The sequence below is a fragment of the Vibrio sp. 2433-A1 genome (assembly GCF_056726085.1).
Genome location: NZ_JBRESC010000007.1, coordinates 39,820 through 58,256, shown reverse-complemented (window position 1 = coordinate 58,256; position 18,437 = coordinate 39,820). Strand labels below are relative to the sequence as shown.

The window sequence follows — 18,437 nt, the reverse complement described above, 5'->3', positions numbered from 1 at the left end:
ATGAGTAGGTTTGGAGTGACGTTGAGGTTTATAGTTAGCGATACTCGAATTTAAACGCCCATATGCTTCCTATTCCATCGACGCCTTTCGTAGATGGAATCCCCAATTCTTAGAGTTATTATGCTGAGGGGCGCTATTCACTATGTTTCTAAAGGTGATTGTGCTTAAATGTCTCTATGAAATTACTTTAATATTTACTGAAAGGACGAGATATGGTGGACATAGAAAATGTATTCGGTGATTTCTATCAAAATGTAAAGGATCGTCGCCAAAATGTTGTCAAGGCAAATTCCATTTCAATCGAATCATCGGATTCTTCACTGGTTCACGAATCTCTCCAAACACTCCCAAGCGGCCCCCAAGAAGAGTACTTACTGCAAACTCAAATACGACCTTTATTCGGTAAAGAAGGGGTTAATAACTTTCCCATCGGCACACACCCTGACTTTGTTGCTCTTGAAGGAACATCTGAAACTCAACATCACTATATGTGTACAATGTTTGTGGACATAAAGGGATCTACACGCTTGTCGCTGCTTTACGATTTGGATTCTGTATTCATCTTCAAAAATGCTGTTATTCAAACTTGTATAGAGGTCGTTAGATCTTTCGATGGGCATGTTCATAGACTTATGGGAGATGCCGTGATGGCTTTTTTTGGTGGTAGCACTAAGGGTAAGGAAGATGCTATTGCCGATGCGATCAATTGTAGTATTACTTTGAGGGCGATTTTGGAAGAAAGTATAAAGCCTTGGATGACAAAACAAGGCTTGGAGTCTAAAGACTTCGGTTTCCGAGTTGGTTGTGACTTTGGCAATGACGAGGAGGTTTTGTGGGGAAGTTTCGGATATCGAAGTGTAGGTGAAGTGTCTGCTACTGGGTTACCAGTTGATATGGCTTCAAAGTTACAGAGTTTGGCAGGTAAAAACCAGACTATGTTGGGACAAGGTCTGCTTGATTTTGTTTATTGGCCAGCAAAGTACTCAAACATTAAAGAACGAAAAAGAGGACAAGAAAAAGAATCTCTTCCTATAGTAGTTCCAAATATGAGCGACAATGGCGGTAACCTACTGAATTACAATATGAGACTTTTGGATTACTATAAGTGTATAGATTTCAGCGCATTACCGTTGGTTTTTCGAGAGAAAGTTGCAGGGAGCACTGTTAAGTACAACCCAGGTATTGAGTTTAGATGCTTTGTGACTAGCGGTAATCAAAGAGAAGAATATATTTCAGCGTCGTGCTATTTACAGCCAGGACTCGATCTTTTATTTGAAGTGAAAGCTACTACTAGGAGCCGACTAGCTTTTCCATTAAAAGTGGTGTTCAAGAAAACAAATCATGGCCCTAAAACTCCAGAAGATGAGAGGGATATCGAGCAAGATGGTGTAGTTAGATATCTACAAGCAAGGAAAACCAGTACCTACAACTCATCGATCGCTCCGTATTCCATTACCGAGCTAAATGAAGGTACAAGTTATAGGGGGTTACACACCATGAAATGTGAGGTCTTCGATAACAATCAAAGTTTAATCTTCAGGGACGTAATAGGTGTCATGATTAAGTGATAAGCTTAACTAAGAACGGCTTAGTGGAAGAAGGGAAAACCGTGAACGAAAAAGCATCAATCTTATTCGAATCACTACGAAGAACCGATAGCTACATAGTGGCAGCAGATCAGAAAGCCTCAATAACCCTCGCGGCAGGTGTGACCTTTTTAGGCATTTATACTTCAATATTTTATGGTCTGATAAGCGGTGATGATGTTGTTGTTCCAACCACATTGATCGTCTCTGTTGTTGGGGTTGTTATTATTAGTTGGGTTTATTGGTTTAATAAGCTTAAGGATGTGTTCGTACCTAGAGTCACTCCTTCGAAAGGAAAATCAATAGTGTCTTTTGCTTCAATGGTTGAGACTCACAACTCTCTGGACAATTTTATACATTATTATTCAACACTTAATAGTATGAGCCAGTCTTCTACGCTAACAGATCTAGAGAGAGACCTGTTAGAAAACCATTGGATTTGTGCAGAAATATGTTCTAAGAAAATGGGGGCATTTAAAAAGAGTCTATCGGCATTGTTGCTCTCATTGTCAGTGTCTTTATTGGGACTGGCTTTCGTTACGTTCTATGCAGATATAATTACATGACCAGCTTTCGTCAGTTTAGCTATCTCTAGAGCAAGCAAAGCTGACGAATTATTGTTATTAGGTGATCTTTTGGTGAAATTTTGCTAAGCCAACCTTTCCCTCAAAGAAGAGTCAATAGTCTGCCAGTTAGCCGATATTTCTTAGGTGCTCAAGCAAGTATTCCGTGTAGTACAAAGGCATAACAACATGTTTGGTTTCTGTTTCTGGAGACCCTTGAGTTTCCGTTAGCTTAATGGTTTTGTGGGGGCTGCATTTTTTAATGTAAGATTGTAGAGATTTCGCGCGAGTGCGTGTTCCACTTTTAACTTCGACTGGGATGATGCGATCTAGATCATCAGTAACTATAAACTCAATCTCTGCACGAGCATCATTCCAGGAGAAGCTTGGCTCAATACCTAATGCCACCATTTCTTGCTGGACATAGTTTTCCGCAACATAGCCCTTGTATTCACAGCCTTTTTGCTTTAGCTCACAATAGCTAATGCCTAGCATGTGGTTAAGTAACCCAACATCGAAGAGAAATAGCTTAATGGTGTTGTTTTTCTGATATGCGACCAACGGAGTTTTGGGACGTCCTTCAATCGGGTGATTTTTTAGAATCAGTTTGCCTTTTTTCAGCCAACATATGGCGCTTTCGTAATCTGTATAACGTGATTTTCGCTCATGTACTCCTTTGAACTTGAAGCGTTTTACCGAATTTTCATATACCGAAGAAAGTTGGATAGGGATGTTTCTAAAAACAGATCCTATTAACTGCGAATCAACTTTGCCAGAGTATTTTACGAAGTCACTCATGTAACCTTCGATTAAGTTCCAATGCACTTTAGATATTGCTTCAATACGTTCAATAATACTTAGTTCTGCGTTTTCGAACCACGACTTCACGGCTTCAGGCATACCGCCAACAAAGTAATAATCAGTAAGTAGCTCAAGTAACTTGGTATGGACTGCGGCAGAATTCAACTGTTGCTCGTAGGCTTTTTGAAGAGCTTTCTGTTCAGAGGCCCATAAAAACTCTTTAAAAGTAAGTGGCCTTAATTCGTATTGCTCTACTTTGCCCACTGGAAATGACGTGAGTCGATCGATATTGGAGCCACATGCGGCAACGTAAGCTTCAGGGGTCTTCTCTGCAAAATATTTGAGAGCTGTCACAGCTCTCGGGCACTCGACAATTTCATCGAGGATGAGAAGATCTGTCGATAAATCAAAGATCTTACCAGTTAAAAGTTCGATATTAGTAATGATCTCATTGGGGTTTAGAGAATCAGCAAAAGCGTTTATATATTCAGGATTTTCTAGAAAATCGATTCTTAGAACATTTTCAAATGACTTTCCTAGAAGCTCTTCTACTAGGAACGTCTTTCCTGTTCGTCTAGCACCATCAATAAGTAAAGGCTTTCTAGTCTTCTTATTCTTCCACGCGAGTAGGTTGTCAAGTAATGCTCGTTTCATCTAGCCCCCCTTTCGAAAATGTGTCTTCAATACCCAGTTACACTATTATGCGCAATAAAAAGTGGCTTTTGTCATTTTTATGCGCACAAAAATGTAAACTAATCTACATTTATGCGATTTAATAGCTCACTTTGTGGTAGGGAGAAGGTAAGCTTAATAGGCTAAAATTTGTCTGGTATGTATCAAATTTGGACTCTTCAGTTAATAGGATGGGTATGGGGTACTGTAAAGTGGCATTGGTCATCACTAAGCAAATGAATATCAGAGAAGTGTTAGATCAACTCGCCAGAACAAAATTTAAAGCTAATTGTGCTGTTCAATTTGAATGGGATCAAAGTCAATTTTCTGTAGACAATGGGATGAACAATGTACGTGCAGTTATCGATGAAAAGAGGGAGCTTATTTTATTTTGTTGCCGCTATCCACATTACATAAACATAGTGGAAGAGCTGGTAAGCGAGTTTGCAGGTGAATTGGTATTATCGCTCGAGAATCCAAAATTTATTGAAATACTTCACGCTAGGCCTCTAGCGTGATTTCTTGAGCTCAGTAATTGGCAGGGCAGTGGCATCGATTTGCAGTGTGTCTCCCACGAGTGGGAGATTATCTTTTGGCGCTAGACCTCTAGCGTGACTTCTTGAGCTCATTCATTCTGTTAATTGGCGGGGCAGTGGCATCGATTTGCAGTGTCTCCCACGAATGGGAGATTATCTTTTGGCGCTAGACCTCTAGCGTGATTTCTTGAGCTCATTCATTCTGGTAATTGGCAGGGCAGTGGCATCGATTTGCCGTGTGTCTCCCACGAATGGGAGATTATCTTTTGGCGCTAGACCTCTAGCGTGACTTCTTGAGCTCATTCATTCTGTTAATTGGCAGGGCAGTGGCATCGATTTGCAGTGTCTCCCACGAATGGGAGATTATCTTTTGGCGCTAGACCTCTAGCGTGACTTCTTGAGCTCATTCATTCTGTTAATTGGCAGAGCAGTGGCATCGATTTGCAGTGTCTCCCACGAATGGGAGATTATCTTTTGACGCTAGACCTCTAGCGTGATTTCTTGAGCTCATTCATTCTGGCAATTGTAAGGGCAATACCATCAATTCGTAGTGTCTCCCACGAATGGGAGACTATATTTTGGCGCTCGACCTCTAGCGTGAGGTTTAAAAAGACCGAATGAATAGAAATATAAGAACAACATGGCCGTTCCAAACTATTTTGAGCTATTAACCTTCGCACTCCCTGAGTGCGAGTCGATAGCAATTTCGCACTCAAGGAGTACGGGGCATGGGCAACAAAAGTGCCATTGGTGGCAGTAACATTGTCATTGGTGACAGTTGAAGTGCCATTGGTGGCAGTGTTTCAAAAGACAAGATTTTGGGAGTTTTCTGAATGGGAGTGCTGAAAAACATTCACTCCTTACATTAGTTATATAAATTTATAATTGTTATAAAGGTTATAATAGTTATACCATATTTCTAATCAAAATTAAACACCAACACAAAACAAAATATCACAAAAAACCTTAGAAAAAGATTAATATACCAGATAATTTATATTTGTCAGTCCTAAATAACGATAATATTCCTATATCAAACTAGCGCACTATCTATATGCGCCATCCATACATGCGATCTAGCCTCCGCACTCTGTGTGTGCAAATATTAACCAACAAGTATTGCAAATAAAGAAAATATAGATCCAATCTCATCATATCCTTTAGTATCAAAAAACAACCGCTAAACGATAACAGTGGGACATCCCTAAAAAGGTATCATAAAAATACCTATTATTTATATGATACCAATGTTATAGTGATACTAGATTTTATGATACTGGAAGTGAAATGACTGGACGTATTTTTGCCTATTGTCGAGTTTCAACGACAGAGCAAACCACAGAGAACCAAATTTTGGCGATTCGGAATGCAGGTTATGACGTTATCGATTCTCGAGTTATTAGTGAGACGATCTCGGGGAGCACTAAAGCAATAGATCGAAAACAGTTCTCTAATTTAGTCGAGTACAAGCTGGAAGAGGGCGATACACTCGTTGTGCTCAAGCTTGATAGGCTTGGTCGAGACAATATTGACGTACAGCAAACCATCAGTTTATTCGGTGAAAAAGGTATTCGTGTCGTTTGTCTTGACTTGCCTGTTGCTGATCTAAGCTCTTCGGAAGGGAAGCTAATGTTACAGATGTTCTCGGCATTTGCTGAATTCGAAAGAAATAGAATCAGAGAGCGTACTCAAGAAGGCTTGGTTAGAGCGAAGGCTGAAGGTAAAAAGCTAGGTAGGCCGAAAGCTATTAAAACTACCAAGCGAGTTCAAGACTGTAAAGTAGCGGGTATGTCTCAAAGTACTACAGCTTCACACCTTGGTATAGGAATCGCCACGGTCAAACGACACTGGAACCTGGCATCATAGCCAAGTGTACCATCGTCCCTTTCTCCAGCCGCTTATGCGGTTGAAGGAAACGAGTATGTATATGAGAGAGCTAATAGCTCCAATCTTCATAAGCAAGAGGAAGGCTGTTAAGCAGACTCCGACGTTCTCGCCAGTCAGGCATGTTCTTGTCCATAAGCGCCCTAAAACGTTCGTTATGGTGTCGCTCAAGCAAGTGCACTAATTCATGCACCAATATATATTCAAGGCATTCTGGTGGTTTTTTAGCTAGTTCTAGATTTAACCAAAGACGCTTCGCCTGAATATTACAGCTCCCCCATTTAGTCTTCATCTTTTTGATTCCGATACTATTTGAGGTAACACCTAGCCTATCTTCCCAATATGGTAACAACTTAGATAGTGACTCCTGCATGTGCCGCCTGTATAAGGCATTGAGTAATTTGAGACGATTATCAACCGAAGTTTTCTTTGATACTGCAAGTTCTAGCTTAGAGTTACCTCGAATAGTAACTCTATGCTTTCCAGACGTTTCCACCACATCCAAACGATAGCGCTTGCCCCATAGATAGTGACTCTCACCACTCACCATCTCTCTACTAGATTGTCTTGGCTGTGCAGCAAAGTCAGCTTGTTGTTGCTTAATCCAAGACAGCTTGTTAATGATTGCTAGTCTAATTGCTTGCTCATTAGTGTTATGAGGGACAGAGAGACGTACTCTTCCGTTTGGCGGCAGAACACTGAGATGCAAGTTTTTAATACTCTTTCGATTTAACTGAACCGAAATACCCGCTATCTCGACCACTTCACTAAGTTCCGATGACATTAGTGGTATTCCTTCTGAGCTTTGATAAGCTCCATAACAAACTCAATATCCAAATCGTACTCTTTGGTTTCTCGACGAACAGCATTAGCCACCTCACGTTCCTTAAACTTGTCGCCGACCCAATCAGCTTTCTTGGTGTATCGAACAACCATATCAATTTTAGCTGTAAGTACTTCGTCATTACCTAAGTTGTCATAAAGCGATTGTTTTGCAGCAGAGTCTATAGAGTCAGGGTAGCTTTTTTTGCGTTCACCGCCTGGGTTCACGACTTTCTTGGCAAGTTCACGAATGCTCTCCAAATACTCTTGGTAGCTGATCGCCTTAGCTCTACGTTGCTGAATAATTTCGTCTAAAAGGTGGGACATCTGATCGTAGTATTTTGGGTTGATAGGATTTTCATCAACAATCGTTTTGCGAACGTTATTCTCAATAGCTTCCGCCATTGCATCTTCGTTATCCCTCAGGTCTTTTGGTAATGAATCCAAACCATCAGCACCTTTCTTCACGACCAAATCAATAAGCCCAAGCTCTTCAAAGTCCATTAACACTTCACTATCGTCAGCGCGGATGTACATATCCAGAAGGTGTCTCATTGCTGGCTCAAAGCGTTTCATTTCTAGGAGATCACCGCTAGCCAATTTGATTTCATCACGAACTTTTTCAAAGTAAATGACTTCTTTCTTTATTTGCTCTGCTTCAGAGTAAGTATAACCAGCTTCTTCCATCTCATTGGCAAGGTTGGCATAAGCTCTAAGAAGCTTGGCTACTATTTGATATAGTGCCAAACGTAACGCTTCTTTTTCTGATCTTTCATCTGCATCAGTCGGTTCAACACCAGACTCCCCACAGAAATAGTGAATGAAGTCTTTAGTATCACGTGGTGCTTTCACTGGTTCACAAAGAGCCCTAACGGCTTCTAACGCGTTATCGAGGTCTTCTCGTGCTTGCACGAGGCGGTCTTTCAGAAGACCTGCTACATCTTCTTTGTCATATCCATCAAATGCTTCAGCCGTATAATCCTTGATGGCTTTATCTAGTGATCTGAACAAATCTTTATAGTCGATGATATAACCGTATTCTTTGTCTTCTCCGTCAAGTCGGTTTACGCGGCAGATAGCTTGGAACAAGTTATGATCAGCCATGCTTTTATCTATATACAAATAAGTCGCAGAGGGCGCATCAAATCCCGTCAATAGCTTATCAACCACGATCAACAAGCGCATTTGTCCAGGTTCTTCAACAAATCGTTCTTTTACTGCAATCTCAAACTCTTCAACTCGCTTCGCTGCATCATCTTCACTCTGTTCAAAATAGTCTGCGAGCATCTTTCTGTAAGTATCATACTTGAAGAGTTTTTCGGTGAGACCTTCACCTGATTCCTCTCCTTTAATGGAGCTAGCAGCGGGCTGATAGCTAGTTACTATTGCACACTTACCAGCCAAATCAGTCTTACTAAATAGGTCGTAAACCACGCAAGCTTGATGGACGCTAGAGCACACTAACATGGCATTTCCTCGGCCATCCATCAGTCTTGGCTTAAGCTCCATATCCATCAAGATGTCGCTAACAATTTTCTCAAGACGTGACTTACTTGAGAGTACTTTCTGCATGGTTCCCCATTTCTGTTTGAGCTGCATCTTAGCAAGATTAGAAATGCCTTTTGTCTTCGCTTCAAACCACTGATCGACTTTCCTCTCTGAAGTAAGGTGCTGGTCAATATCTCTCGCTTCATAGCGGAGATCCAAAACGACACCGTCGCTTACTGCTTCGTCAAACTTATAAGTGTGGATATAAGGGCCAAATACCTCTAAAGACTTCTTCTTGTCTTTTTTCATTAAAGGTGTGCCAGTGAAGCCAATAAACATCGCTTCAGGCAAGATTGTCTTCATTGCAGCATGTAGCTTTCCTGATTGTGTGCGATGGCACTCATCAACAAAAACAAACAGTTTTCCTTTAGGTGTGAAATTCGATGGTAGGGACTTTGTCAGTGCATCAATATAATCTGTCGTTGCCGCCTCATCATCTTCTTCTTTGAGATCCTCACCATTACGACCAAATTTATGTACCAATGAGCACATCAACCAAGGATTGGTGTTATCTAGCGTAGCGATTAAATCCTTCCCGCTTTTAGTGCGATATATCTCTTCGTCAACGCCAGAGAACACTTTTTCAATTTGTTCATCTAGTTCTGTACGGTCTGTAACAACAAGTACACGAGAGTCGGTAACGTTTTCGCGAATCCACTTCGCGAGCCAAACCATGGTGAGGCTTTTACCTGACCCTTGTGTGTGCCAAATAATGCCCCCCTGTTGAGACTTAACATGCTTCTTCGCATCTTGAATGCCAAAAAACTGATTGTGTCGACATGTTTTTTTTACTCCTGCATCAAATACAATGAAGTCATGAACAATCTGTAGGAAACGATTTTTATCGCATAACTGGGCTAGGTGCGTGTCTAAAACCGTCTCAGTATGGATATCAGAGTGTGGCAGCGCCTTATCGCTAGCGGCCTCTTTCCATTCTAGATAGTATTTTTCTGTTGTCTCAATCGTGCCGTAGCGAATGCCTTGAGTATCATTACCTGCCATTACTAGCTGCATGGTGGTAAAGAAATTTCGGATGAAGGATTTTTTCTGGTTATCAAGGTTTTGACGGATACCTTCACTAACAGAGACTGACGAACGCTTCAGCTCGATAACGCCAAGTGCAATACCATTAACATAAAGCACAATGTCAGGTCGCTTCTTATGCTCCCCCTTGATTGTAACTTCTTCTGCAATTGCAAAGTTATTGGCTTCTGGATTCTTCCAATCGATCAACCAGACTGTTTGGTTAAGCTCTCCAGCACCTTCTTTTTCTTTCACGCCATAACGAAGCAAACGATAGACTTCCTTATTAGCATCGAATAGCTTTTTACCCTCACCCAGAGCTGCGGCCATGTCGAGCTTTCTCAGAGTACGGGTGATTAAAGTTTCTGGCACACCTCTACTACTAAGCCACTCCGTGAGAATACCTTTTTCAACATTGCGGTTGTCTTCACGGTATTCCCAGTTACCAAGGTAATCATAATCTAACTGGTCTTTAAACAAACTCACGACACGATTCTGAGTTGCTCTTTCTTTTTGGCCTACGTTACTCATCTTTAAGTTCCTTAAACTCCGAGCAAAGCTCTAGAATCATATCTATAACTTCATCTAAACGATCCAATTCATCATTAATCAACTTTGATTCGTCGTAGGTGTATGATTTGAATCCATGCTTCTTCAAGATGGAGAGCAGCTTCTCTGAGTGTACAGAATTAGCTCCCGCATTAATCCAGACCTTGAAATGGCCATCATAAAAACCGACTTCAATAGAGTACAAGTTGTCGCCATACAACCATCCAGATAAGTTAAATGTCGCATACTCATCGCGGGACTTAACAGGAACATAACGAATATATTTAAAGGGTAAGAGCTCTTCTACTTCTTTATTTAATCGTAGTTCTATGACTTTTGAATACAGTTCGCTGTGATAATGGTTCCTCTGAGACTCACTAAGTAGGATGATTTCAGTGCCATCGTTGGAAATGAAGCCTTGTCGACACTTTTTAAACAAAATGGGGTATCGAATAAAGCATTTTTGCCAAAGCTCAATTGTTGGATTTTCCAAGGCATCACTACAGATTTTTTCAAGAGAAGTTTGAACATTTTCAGTATCAAAGTACGGGTCATCAAACACGGCTTTAACATATCGCTGCTTATCTTCACTCCTCGTTGATTTGACCGTGATTCTTAATAGGCGACGCCAGCTATGATCTCGAGGAATATTGTTTCGAGTATCGTTACTACTCAAAAGGTTGAACCTGTGCCCTGATTTTTCAGTAAAGTAGACTCCTTTACTAAGAACGGCCCTTTCCCATGCATAATTAATTGCAGAGGAATCAGTAGCCATCAGATCAAAAACAGCACATGCTGATAACTTATAGTGCCTAAACTTCTCTAGGTAACCTGAATCCAGCTCATCATCCCATGAACAATGGTTATTCTCTCGGTAAAACTCCAAGACTCCAGAGAAGTTGAATAGGAAGCCAATTTGTCCATTGAAGAACGTATTTTTTTCTGCCAGAAGAATTTCATCACGCCACTCAGCTGACTTCAGAAGTAGATACGCTTTAATCTTCTCCTCTAAAACCTGAGCTCCAACAAAGCCTGTAACTTCGATATCTTCTTGTAGGTGAAGAAGTATGGGGTCTTCTGCTTTCAAAAGGCGATCTAAGCCCAAAAGCGCCTTACAAAACTCATCTGACGTATTTATAATGGTGTTTTCTGTTAAGTTGTAAACAACTCGCATCCACTCTGCTAGCTCATCTAAATCAGAAGATTTTGCTAAGAAACTGTAGAATGCAAAAAATCGCAATTTATCATCATAGCTGGCAGTGTTCGTAATGACTTTTTTAAATGTATTACTTTCAGAGAAGTAATATGGTTCAGCCAGGTGTGGCTTGATCTGCCCATCAACTAAGCCATTACATGAAATTTTATCTAATACATTGATTAATCTGACTATGAGTTCTTGATTTATACAGTCGTACTCATCATATTCAGACAATGAAAGTGGCCACAATCTACCAGAGCTACCAAATAGCTTACTCCTTATCTCGGTTAGTTTTTCTGGCGTATCCTTTGCGTCTAAGACACTTTGGTAGGCAATGAGTAGACGGAAAAAATTCATTAGCTCATCATCAAAAGTATTGTCTTCAGATACAGCATTTCGATACGGCCAAAACAAATCCGCCCACGCCGTATCTATCTTGTGAATGAAGTACTCATAGCCATCTACACATGCCTCTTTGAAAGGTAATTTGTACTTTGGCCATGGAGACTCAAAAGATTGAATGGCTTGCTCTAACTTGGCTTTAAAGTTTTCGAATATTGTCAAAGGCTTACCACGGGCGTTCATCTTTATATAAAGCTCATCAGATAAACCAAATGAATGTAGATCCAAGAACTGAAAGGTGATGAAAGGAGCCTCAGTGTTAGTTAACCTCTCATATAGATCAACGTCTTCACCAACGAAGTGTGTTTGAATCGCATCTAACATACGTAAACAAGATTGAACTGTAGGGTCTTGTTTCCACGACAAGTAAAACCATTGGCTATCACATATTTGTGTACTTATCTTTCCATTTGGCTTGCCTAAACTATTGGAAGTTAGCGCATCAAAAAACTCAGTCGAACTAGGTCGGGTTTTGTATGTAAAGCGTGCTCTACCGTCTTCAGTAACAAAGCGCTTTGTGAAATCAGATTGGCGACTGCAATGAACAGCTAAAAACCAATGAAGCAGAAATAGCGTGGTTAAACGCTGTTGACCATCTAATACAGAAAATGCTTTTTCATCACCTTCATCGAAATTGCCATAGACAAAGTCCAAATCTAGAGGTGCTCTTTGTTCTGAGTCATCTACAGTAAGTGCACAATGAAGGGAACTAAGGAATTGAGCTCTAACCTCAAACTCTTCAGCACGCCCTTGTGCGTAGTCCCTCTGTAGAATGGGAATCTGAATCTTATCAACTACGTCAAACAGCTCAAAAAAAGTTAAACCTTTACCTCGTTCCATCAGTGAACCCCTCTACCACAGAAAAAGTCAAAGAGTATATCCACCATTGCTTGTTGATGATCTTGACTGTCTTTAGCTCCCCAAAACAGCATCTTATCTACCCGTTTGCTGTAATACTTTAAAAACACATTCTTCGTACATAGCGGTACAAATGTGGCCTGTTTATCGAGGGCAATAATTCTCGACCGCTTGATCGGGAAGACTGCATTTTTATAACTACGATTAGTTGAACTGTCTAAAAGAGTAAGGTTTCCGATAGAGTCATCAATATCCCCATCACCTGAATCAAAAACCTCAATGACTTGCTCATAGGTTATCGAGAACTGGTCAATATCAAACGAAGACGCATTTAATAACTCACTAGCATTATTTCGAATAAGTTGAATCTTACTTAGACGTTTTTCAGTTGCTTCTTCATCGACCACCCTGTCTTCAGAGATGTAATTAACCACATTTTGAAGCCAATCTAATTGTTTCTCTCTGCTGCTAGGCATTTCTGATGCTACAGAGCGAATATGTTCAATATCCCAACAATCTTGCTTAAACTTATCAAATTGAAATCTGGCATTAGTTACGGGGTTAGCCAATAAACTAGCTACATTGAACAGTAAAAGAAGTGAGCGTACTTTCCTTGCTCCTGAATCGTAACTAAGAGCATCAAGCTGATCTTGCAAAAATTCTTTTGAATTGTCGGAAAGCTCCTTCGTAATAAAGATTTGCTTAAAAGCCCATTCGATTAGTGCCTGCCTAAACTCAAATTTGGTTTTGCTTTCCTCGTTAAGGACAAACAGTTTCTCTAGCTCTACACCTTGAGAAACCAAGTAACCAACCAAATGGAACAATGCTCTATCATTGAACCACTCTTCCAGAGTCATATAGCACTGCTTAATTTTAAGCCACTCCTTAACTACGTCAGCTTTTCCTTCATTGGGGCTGAGCAAGCGGTTAAATTGGAGAAAGACTTTTAGTTTATCGCTATCTAATATTCCTTCACTATCTAGCTCTCGTGCAGCCAATTTAAGTACAAACTCAATGCGGTTAGTTTTTATGTTTTTGTTACTGAGAAAGAACCAAAATGCATCATCTTGTAGGCGTTTCTCTATCGCATCCCATTCTTGAGAAATATTAAGCTGCTGAAGGTGCTTAGCGACGCTGCCATCCTTATCAAAATGGTTTGATTTCAAGAACAGTGCTTTTACCAGTTCAGCATTGACTAAGGGGATCTTCCCCATGTTCAAACGAGTAAAAACGTCAGTTACATCATCACTATCACTGATCTGGTACCAGATAACCTTAACATTCTTTCCTGTCTCATCATCATTCAGGAGCGTTTGGATAAACTTGATTTGATACGCGCCATCCTGTCTCTTAAACCACTCATCTACAGCCCGTTTGGCTTCAACAATATGGTAGAAATCAATGTTTTCCTCACCACGACTTTCATCAATATTTTTTAGAAATTCAGCACTGTCTTCTCTAGTCTCATAACTAAGTTGATATCGAGATTTCCCTAGTAGGGCGAGAATATCTTTGAGATAAGTAAGAATGATAAAGATCGTCGTAAGCCTTTGTTGACCATCAACTAACTCCCAAGTGTCCCCACGCCTTTTTACTACAATTGGTTGTAAGCAGTAGAAGGCACTTTTGGGGCCTTCTTCTGCCTGTTGTTGGAACTCTTTGATATCATCGAGTAGTTCAGTAACTTGGCGATTTGTCCAACGATACCCCCGCTGGTAAGCGGGAATAAAAAACGACTCATCTAGAAGTTCACTAATTGGCTTTAACACCAAGTCATTCTCTACTGACATCCTGATTCCTTAGTCTTTATCAAGCGGCAAACGAGTTCGACCAGTAAGCAGCTCTTGCATCATGCCTTTTTTTATCTGGCGGGTTTTCTCTAAGCGTTGCTTAAGTTTTTGAACTTCCTCTTCCATATCAGATAGAATGGTAGCTATAGCTGTTTGCTCTTTTTTTGACGGTAGTATAATTAACATGTCAGCTATCATTTCGCGTCGAACAGAGTCAACCGAAGACTTTGCTGTCATTGACATGATTCTTTCGTAGAAGAATCGACTGAAATATATGTAAAAATAATAACCGTCTAATTTTTCATCAAAATTATACATTAGATAAACTCTTTGATGAAAATCGAACTTACCATTTATGTAATGAAATATTTTTCCTGTACCAACGCCATCACCAGCAGTGAGTACAGCCTCACCATCAAACGAATAAGTGTTAATTCGCTCAACGACTTGAGACCTTACATAAAACGGATAAGCACCACTGGACACTTTGTCCTGTGTATTCCTGTTCCCTGTGGTGATAGATACAACATGGTCGATTTTATCAACTTGCCAATCTTCTGGTATATCCCCAAGCTCACTTGATTTCATGCCTTTAGGCTGGCCTTTTTTCTCGCCATCTGTGTGCAAAGCGAACTCAGGCAAACGTTTCTTACCTGTAAGCAATTGCTGCATTGATGCTGTTTTTATTGCTTGCTTTTTGGCGATAAGTTTCTCTAACCCGTTAAGCAATGCATCTACATCATTCAAAGCTTGTGCTATCGAAGTCTGCTCTTCTAAGGGAGGGAGACCTACTGGATAGTCTCTCAAAGCAGGTAGATCAACACCCGTTTGTCCAGATGAGCGCTGTGAAAGAGTATCCATTAGTGAGAACAATTTTTCATTTCTAATAAAATGAAAAATGAACTCTCGATCTACAGTTTTAATTGGAATCACTTTGATGAGAGCTACATTGTAAGCCCCTTCAATCCCACGAAGTATTTGGAAAATAGGGGGGCCATAACGGCCAATCATGATGTCTTGAGCATCACATTTTTTACGAGCTAGGTTCTCAGGAATATAAACAATATCTTTATCTGATTTGTAATCACGGATCTGAATTAATCGTATGAACCCTTTTTTTTCTTTATAGCTAAAAACACTCTTGTCGGGTTGAGCTCCACCGACAAAACGGCATATGTCACCTAAGCGCACACATTCCCAGTCGGTTGGAATTAGCCCAGCATCTGTATTTTTATAAGTATGATTCAGTGTAAAGGCTGTAGCAGATTCGCTCATAGTTCATCCTCATAACCTAATGACGTCAAGTGTTCTAAAACACGTTTGCCTAAAAGATGAACTTGTTCGGAAAGAATTGGTAAAGCTGTATTATATCGTTCCTCTAGCTCTTTCACTCTATTTGACATGCGCTGTGTAACTCGCTCAATTTCAGCAATAATATTGATTTGTAAACTAGCAAGCCACTTGTCTTCTACAACTAGCGACTTAACATCATCTAGGCTGAGTTTTTGGTACTGTTTAAACACTGCTAAATCTAGTGATTCCTGAGCCACTTTCACTGTTTTTTTAGCAGTGCCTTCCGCATTGAATAATTTGGTTGCCTGCTTAAGTGCAGCTATCTCATCAGCATCGGTTGCTAACTTAGCTCTAGCTGCGACACTGGCTTTAGTGACTTTATCTTTATCATTAAACGCTTCAGCTAATAAGCCATCTTCGGCACTATGCTCTTCTATGTAGCTTTCCAATAATTGTGTTGCCACGTCCAACTTCGCCTGTAGCTCATCAATTTCTGTTTGTTTATCCGCGAAATAACGCGCTACTATCACGCTAGGTGGGATCAGTTCTGCCTTGTACCTCTTCTTAGCAATAGTGAGGTCTGGTATTTCCTTGAGTTTTTCACCTTTAGCAACAACAAGCTCACGTAAGACCTTACCAGCTTCCCAACCATCTTGAGCCAACACATACACATCGTCCTGCATAACATCAGCCCAGTAATCCATCAAGATTTGATAAATGTCGTACTTACTCAACAACTCACTGTTTGCGTATCCTGCTAAAAGGTTTTCAGAGATTTCATAGATAAGCTCTTTCGGACTGTCACCTATAGAAATTTCAGTTAGAGATGCTTGTTTAGCCCACGCTTTAAAAGGTAGCAAACTACGTGCTTTGAAATCTTTGAACTCTTGATGCGCAAGAATCGTTGCCTTTACGTTCCCCGCTTCAACTAACGCTTCGCTGTAGCCTTCTCTAGCTGGTTTAAATAGAGTCTCACGAATACTAGGGAAAACTGTCCAATAGTTGTCCAGAGCTTCAATATCACGATTAGGTATGCCACCTTGCAGGTGAGCGCTTAAATCATGTATATCTTCTGGCTCAGACGAATCAATGTAGCGAGGAATGTTGAGGTTATAGTCATTACTCGCAATTTCTTCTATGGGCACCATGCGGCTGTATCGTTTAAGCTGAGCCTGCTTATTGAAAACGTCCACGATTTTATGGATATCTTGGCTACGAAGGCGGTTTTTGTTGCCATCTTTCATAAAGCCTTTGCTGGCATCAATCATGAAGATAGAGCGGCCTTCCATTTTACCATCGGCATTAGCGACCGCTTTTTGCGAGTGTTCTTTATCCACCACAATGATACAAGCAGGGATACCTGTGCCATAAAACAGGTTGGCAGGTAAGCCTATAATTCCTTTGATATAACCTTGTTTGATCAAATTTTCACGAATATCCTTTTCCGCATTACCTCGGAAAAGGACACCGTGAGGCAAGATAACAGCACCTTTACCAGTGCTTTTCAGACTGGAAATAATATGAAGTAAGAATGCATAGTCACCATTCTTCTCTGGCGGAACCCCCCAGTCTTTAAATCTCTTAAATGTGTCTTTGGTTGGTACGATACCACTTGTCCAGTTTTTGTTCGAAAACGGTGGGTTCGCTACGGAAAAGTCAAAGGCTTTCAATCTATCTGGTGCATCCTTCCATTCTGGAGAGGAGAGCGTATTGCCCTTAACAATTTTGGCCGTTTCATTGTTATGTAAGATCATGTTCATACGAGCCAGTGCACTGGTCGCATTATCCATTTCTTGACCAAAGATGGATAACCCTCGCGGAGCCTCATCACTTGCTTTCAAAAGCAATGAACCCGAGCCGCAGGTTGGGTCATACACCGTGGCATCTTGAGGTGTATCTTTAGTAATCCCCACCACTTTCGCCAAAATTCGTGACACTTCTGAAGGTGTATAAAACTGTCCTTTAGATTTACCAGACTCGGTAGCAAAGTGGCGCATTAAGTATTCGTAGGCATCACCAAGTAAATCATCACCATCTGCGCGGTTATCTGAGAGGTCTAAACGTTGGAATATACCTACCAATTTAGTAAGGCGGTCAACCATCTCCTTACCTTTGCCGAGTTTGTCCTCATCATTGAAGTCAGCAACATCAATGACGCCTTTCAAATCGTTTTCTTCAGCTAACGCAGCGATAATTTTGTTGATCTTATCGCCGATTTCTTTGTCATTTTTGATAGCAACGAGGTCATCAAAGCTTGCTCCTTCTGGAACAACAATCATGCCGTATGGGTCGCCTTTGTACTTATCAGATACGTACTTCATAAACAACATTGTAAGTACATAATCTTTGTATTGGCTGGCATCCATACCGCCACGAAGTTCATCGCAACTTGCCCAAAGAGAGGAATAGAGTTCTGTTTTTTTAATGGCCATTTTTGTTAAACCTTGATTCATGATCCAGCACATTGCCTGGATTGGGCATTTAGATAAGTTCTGTATTCAAGCCAGCCGCTTTGAGACGAGCTGTTAGATTGCGCATCTTGCTGAACTCAGTGCCAAAACTGCTGCGTAGTCCCATCCCTTCACAAAACTCTTTTGCGGTGATGTTTTTCAGCTCATCGGCATACTTGATCATTTGAAGATGCAACTCAGCGGTGTACTGGTTTCGGGGGGCTTCTTCTAGCGCCATGTGGATACGCTCAAAGATGTCTGACTCTGTCATTCAAACAAACCTTTCATATACATTCAGTTACGTACAATTAGCTAATTTAGATAAATTAGCTAATGCCGCAATCAAACACAATCAAAAGATGCTGCAATGAATCTATATGGTTGGTTTTTGAGCTCTGGTTAACATATCGAGAACTTCGCCGTAGGCGGTTGGTTATAAGGCAAGGTTGTAATCCCAGTTGC

At 40.7% G+C, this 18,437-nt stretch carries 12 protein-coding genes; 4 read left to right on the top strand and 8 right to left on the bottom strand.

All coding sequences use genetic code 11. The annotated features are described in order from the left end of the window. The first annotated feature begins 212 nt into the window (after nucleotides 1-212). Nucleotides 213-1,568 carry a nucleotide-binding domain-containing protein gene (locus ACU01J_RS09025; RefSeq protein WP_481085393.1) on the top strand — a complete coding sequence of 452 codons (1,356 nt, stop codon included), beginning with the start codon at nucleotides 213-215 and terminating at the stop codon, nucleotides 1,566-1,568. Nucleotides 1,569-1,591: 23 nt separating this feature from the next. Next, nucleotides 1,592-2,152, top strand: coding sequence for a Pycsar system effector family protein (locus ACU01J_RS09020; RefSeq protein ID WP_481085392.1), 561 nt, complete (start codon nucleotides 1,592-1,594; stop codon nucleotides 2,150-2,152). A 126-nt stretch (nucleotides 2,153-2,278) separates the two neighbouring features. On the opposite strand, the gene ACU01J_RS09015 is transcribed toward ACU01J_RS09020, so the two are convergent. Continuing rightward, the gene (locus tag ACU01J_RS09015) at nucleotides 2,279-3,604 is read right to left on the bottom strand and encodes an ATP-binding protein (RefSeq protein WP_481085391.1); all 1,326 of its coding nucleotides are present in this window, start codon (nucleotides 3,602-3,604) and stop codon (nucleotides 2,279-2,281) included. 230 nt (nucleotides 3,605-3,834) lie between these two features. Here ACU01J_RS09015 and ACU01J_RS09010 point away from each other — a divergent pair, with 230 nt between their 5' ends. Continuing rightward, the gene (locus ACU01J_RS09010) at nucleotides 3,835-4,140 is read left to right on the top strand and encodes a hypothetical protein (protein WP_481085390.1); all 306 of its coding nucleotides are present in this window, start codon (nucleotides 3,835-3,837) and stop codon (nucleotides 4,138-4,140) included. 1,305 nt (nucleotides 4,141-5,445) lie between these two features. After that, a complete protein-coding gene (locus ACU01J_RS09005; RefSeq protein ID WP_481085389.1) occupies nucleotides 5,446-6,024 on the top strand; it encodes a recombinase family protein in 579 nt (192 codons plus the stop codon). Nucleotides 6,025-6,094: 70 nt separating this feature from the next. Here the strand turns inward: ACU01J_RS09005 and ACU01J_RS09000 are convergent, their stop codons facing one another. From ACU01J_RS09000 to ACU01J_RS08970, 7 genes are read right to left on the bottom strand one after another with little or no spacing between them, the layout of a single operon-like run. Next, nucleotides 6,095-6,826 carry a M48 family metallopeptidase gene (locus ACU01J_RS09000; protein ID WP_481085388.1) on the bottom strand — a complete coding sequence of 244 codons (732 nt, stop codon included), beginning with the start codon at nucleotides 6,824-6,826 and terminating at the stop codon, nucleotides 6,095-6,097. Then, entirely contained in the window at nucleotides 6,826-9,966 is a 3,141-nt protein-coding gene (locus ACU01J_RS08995) for a type I restriction endonuclease subunit R (RefSeq protein ID WP_481085387.1), read from the bottom strand. The genes ACU01J_RS09000 and ACU01J_RS08995 overlap by 1 nt, the downstream gene beginning before the upstream one ends. Continuing rightward, nucleotides 9,959-12,424 (bottom strand): GmrSD restriction endonuclease domain-containing protein, encoded by a 2,466-nt coding sequence (locus tag ACU01J_RS08990; protein ID WP_481085386.1) that lies wholly within the window; start codon nucleotides 12,422-12,424, stop codon nucleotides 9,959-9,961. Before ACU01J_RS08990 ends, ACU01J_RS08995 begins: the two co-directional genes overlap by 8 nt. After that, complete coding sequence (locus tag ACU01J_RS08985) at nucleotides 12,424-14,232, bottom strand: DUF262 domain-containing protein (RefSeq protein WP_481085385.1); 1,809 nt, start codon at nucleotides 14,230-14,232, stop codon at nucleotides 12,424-12,426. The genes ACU01J_RS08990 and ACU01J_RS08985 overlap by 1 nt, the downstream gene beginning before the upstream one ends. Before the next feature lie 9 nt (nucleotides 14,233-14,241). Beyond that, nucleotides 14,242-15,507, bottom strand: a complete 1,266-nt coding sequence (locus tag ACU01J_RS08980; protein WP_481085384.1) for a restriction endonuclease subunit S — start codon at nucleotides 15,505-15,507, stop codon at nucleotides 14,242-14,244. After that, nucleotides 15,504-17,957, bottom strand: a complete 2,454-nt coding sequence (locus tag ACU01J_RS08975) for a type I restriction-modification system subunit M (protein WP_481085383.1) — start codon at nucleotides 17,955-17,957, stop codon at nucleotides 15,504-15,506. Before ACU01J_RS08975 ends, ACU01J_RS08980 begins: the two co-directional genes overlap by 4 nt. 49 nt (nucleotides 17,958-18,006) lie before the next feature. Beyond that, entirely contained in the window at nucleotides 18,007-18,246 is a 240-nt protein-coding gene (locus ACU01J_RS08970; protein ID WP_322851509.1) for an HTH-like domain-containing protein, read from the bottom strand. Nucleotides 18,247-18,437 lie beyond the last annotated feature (191 nt).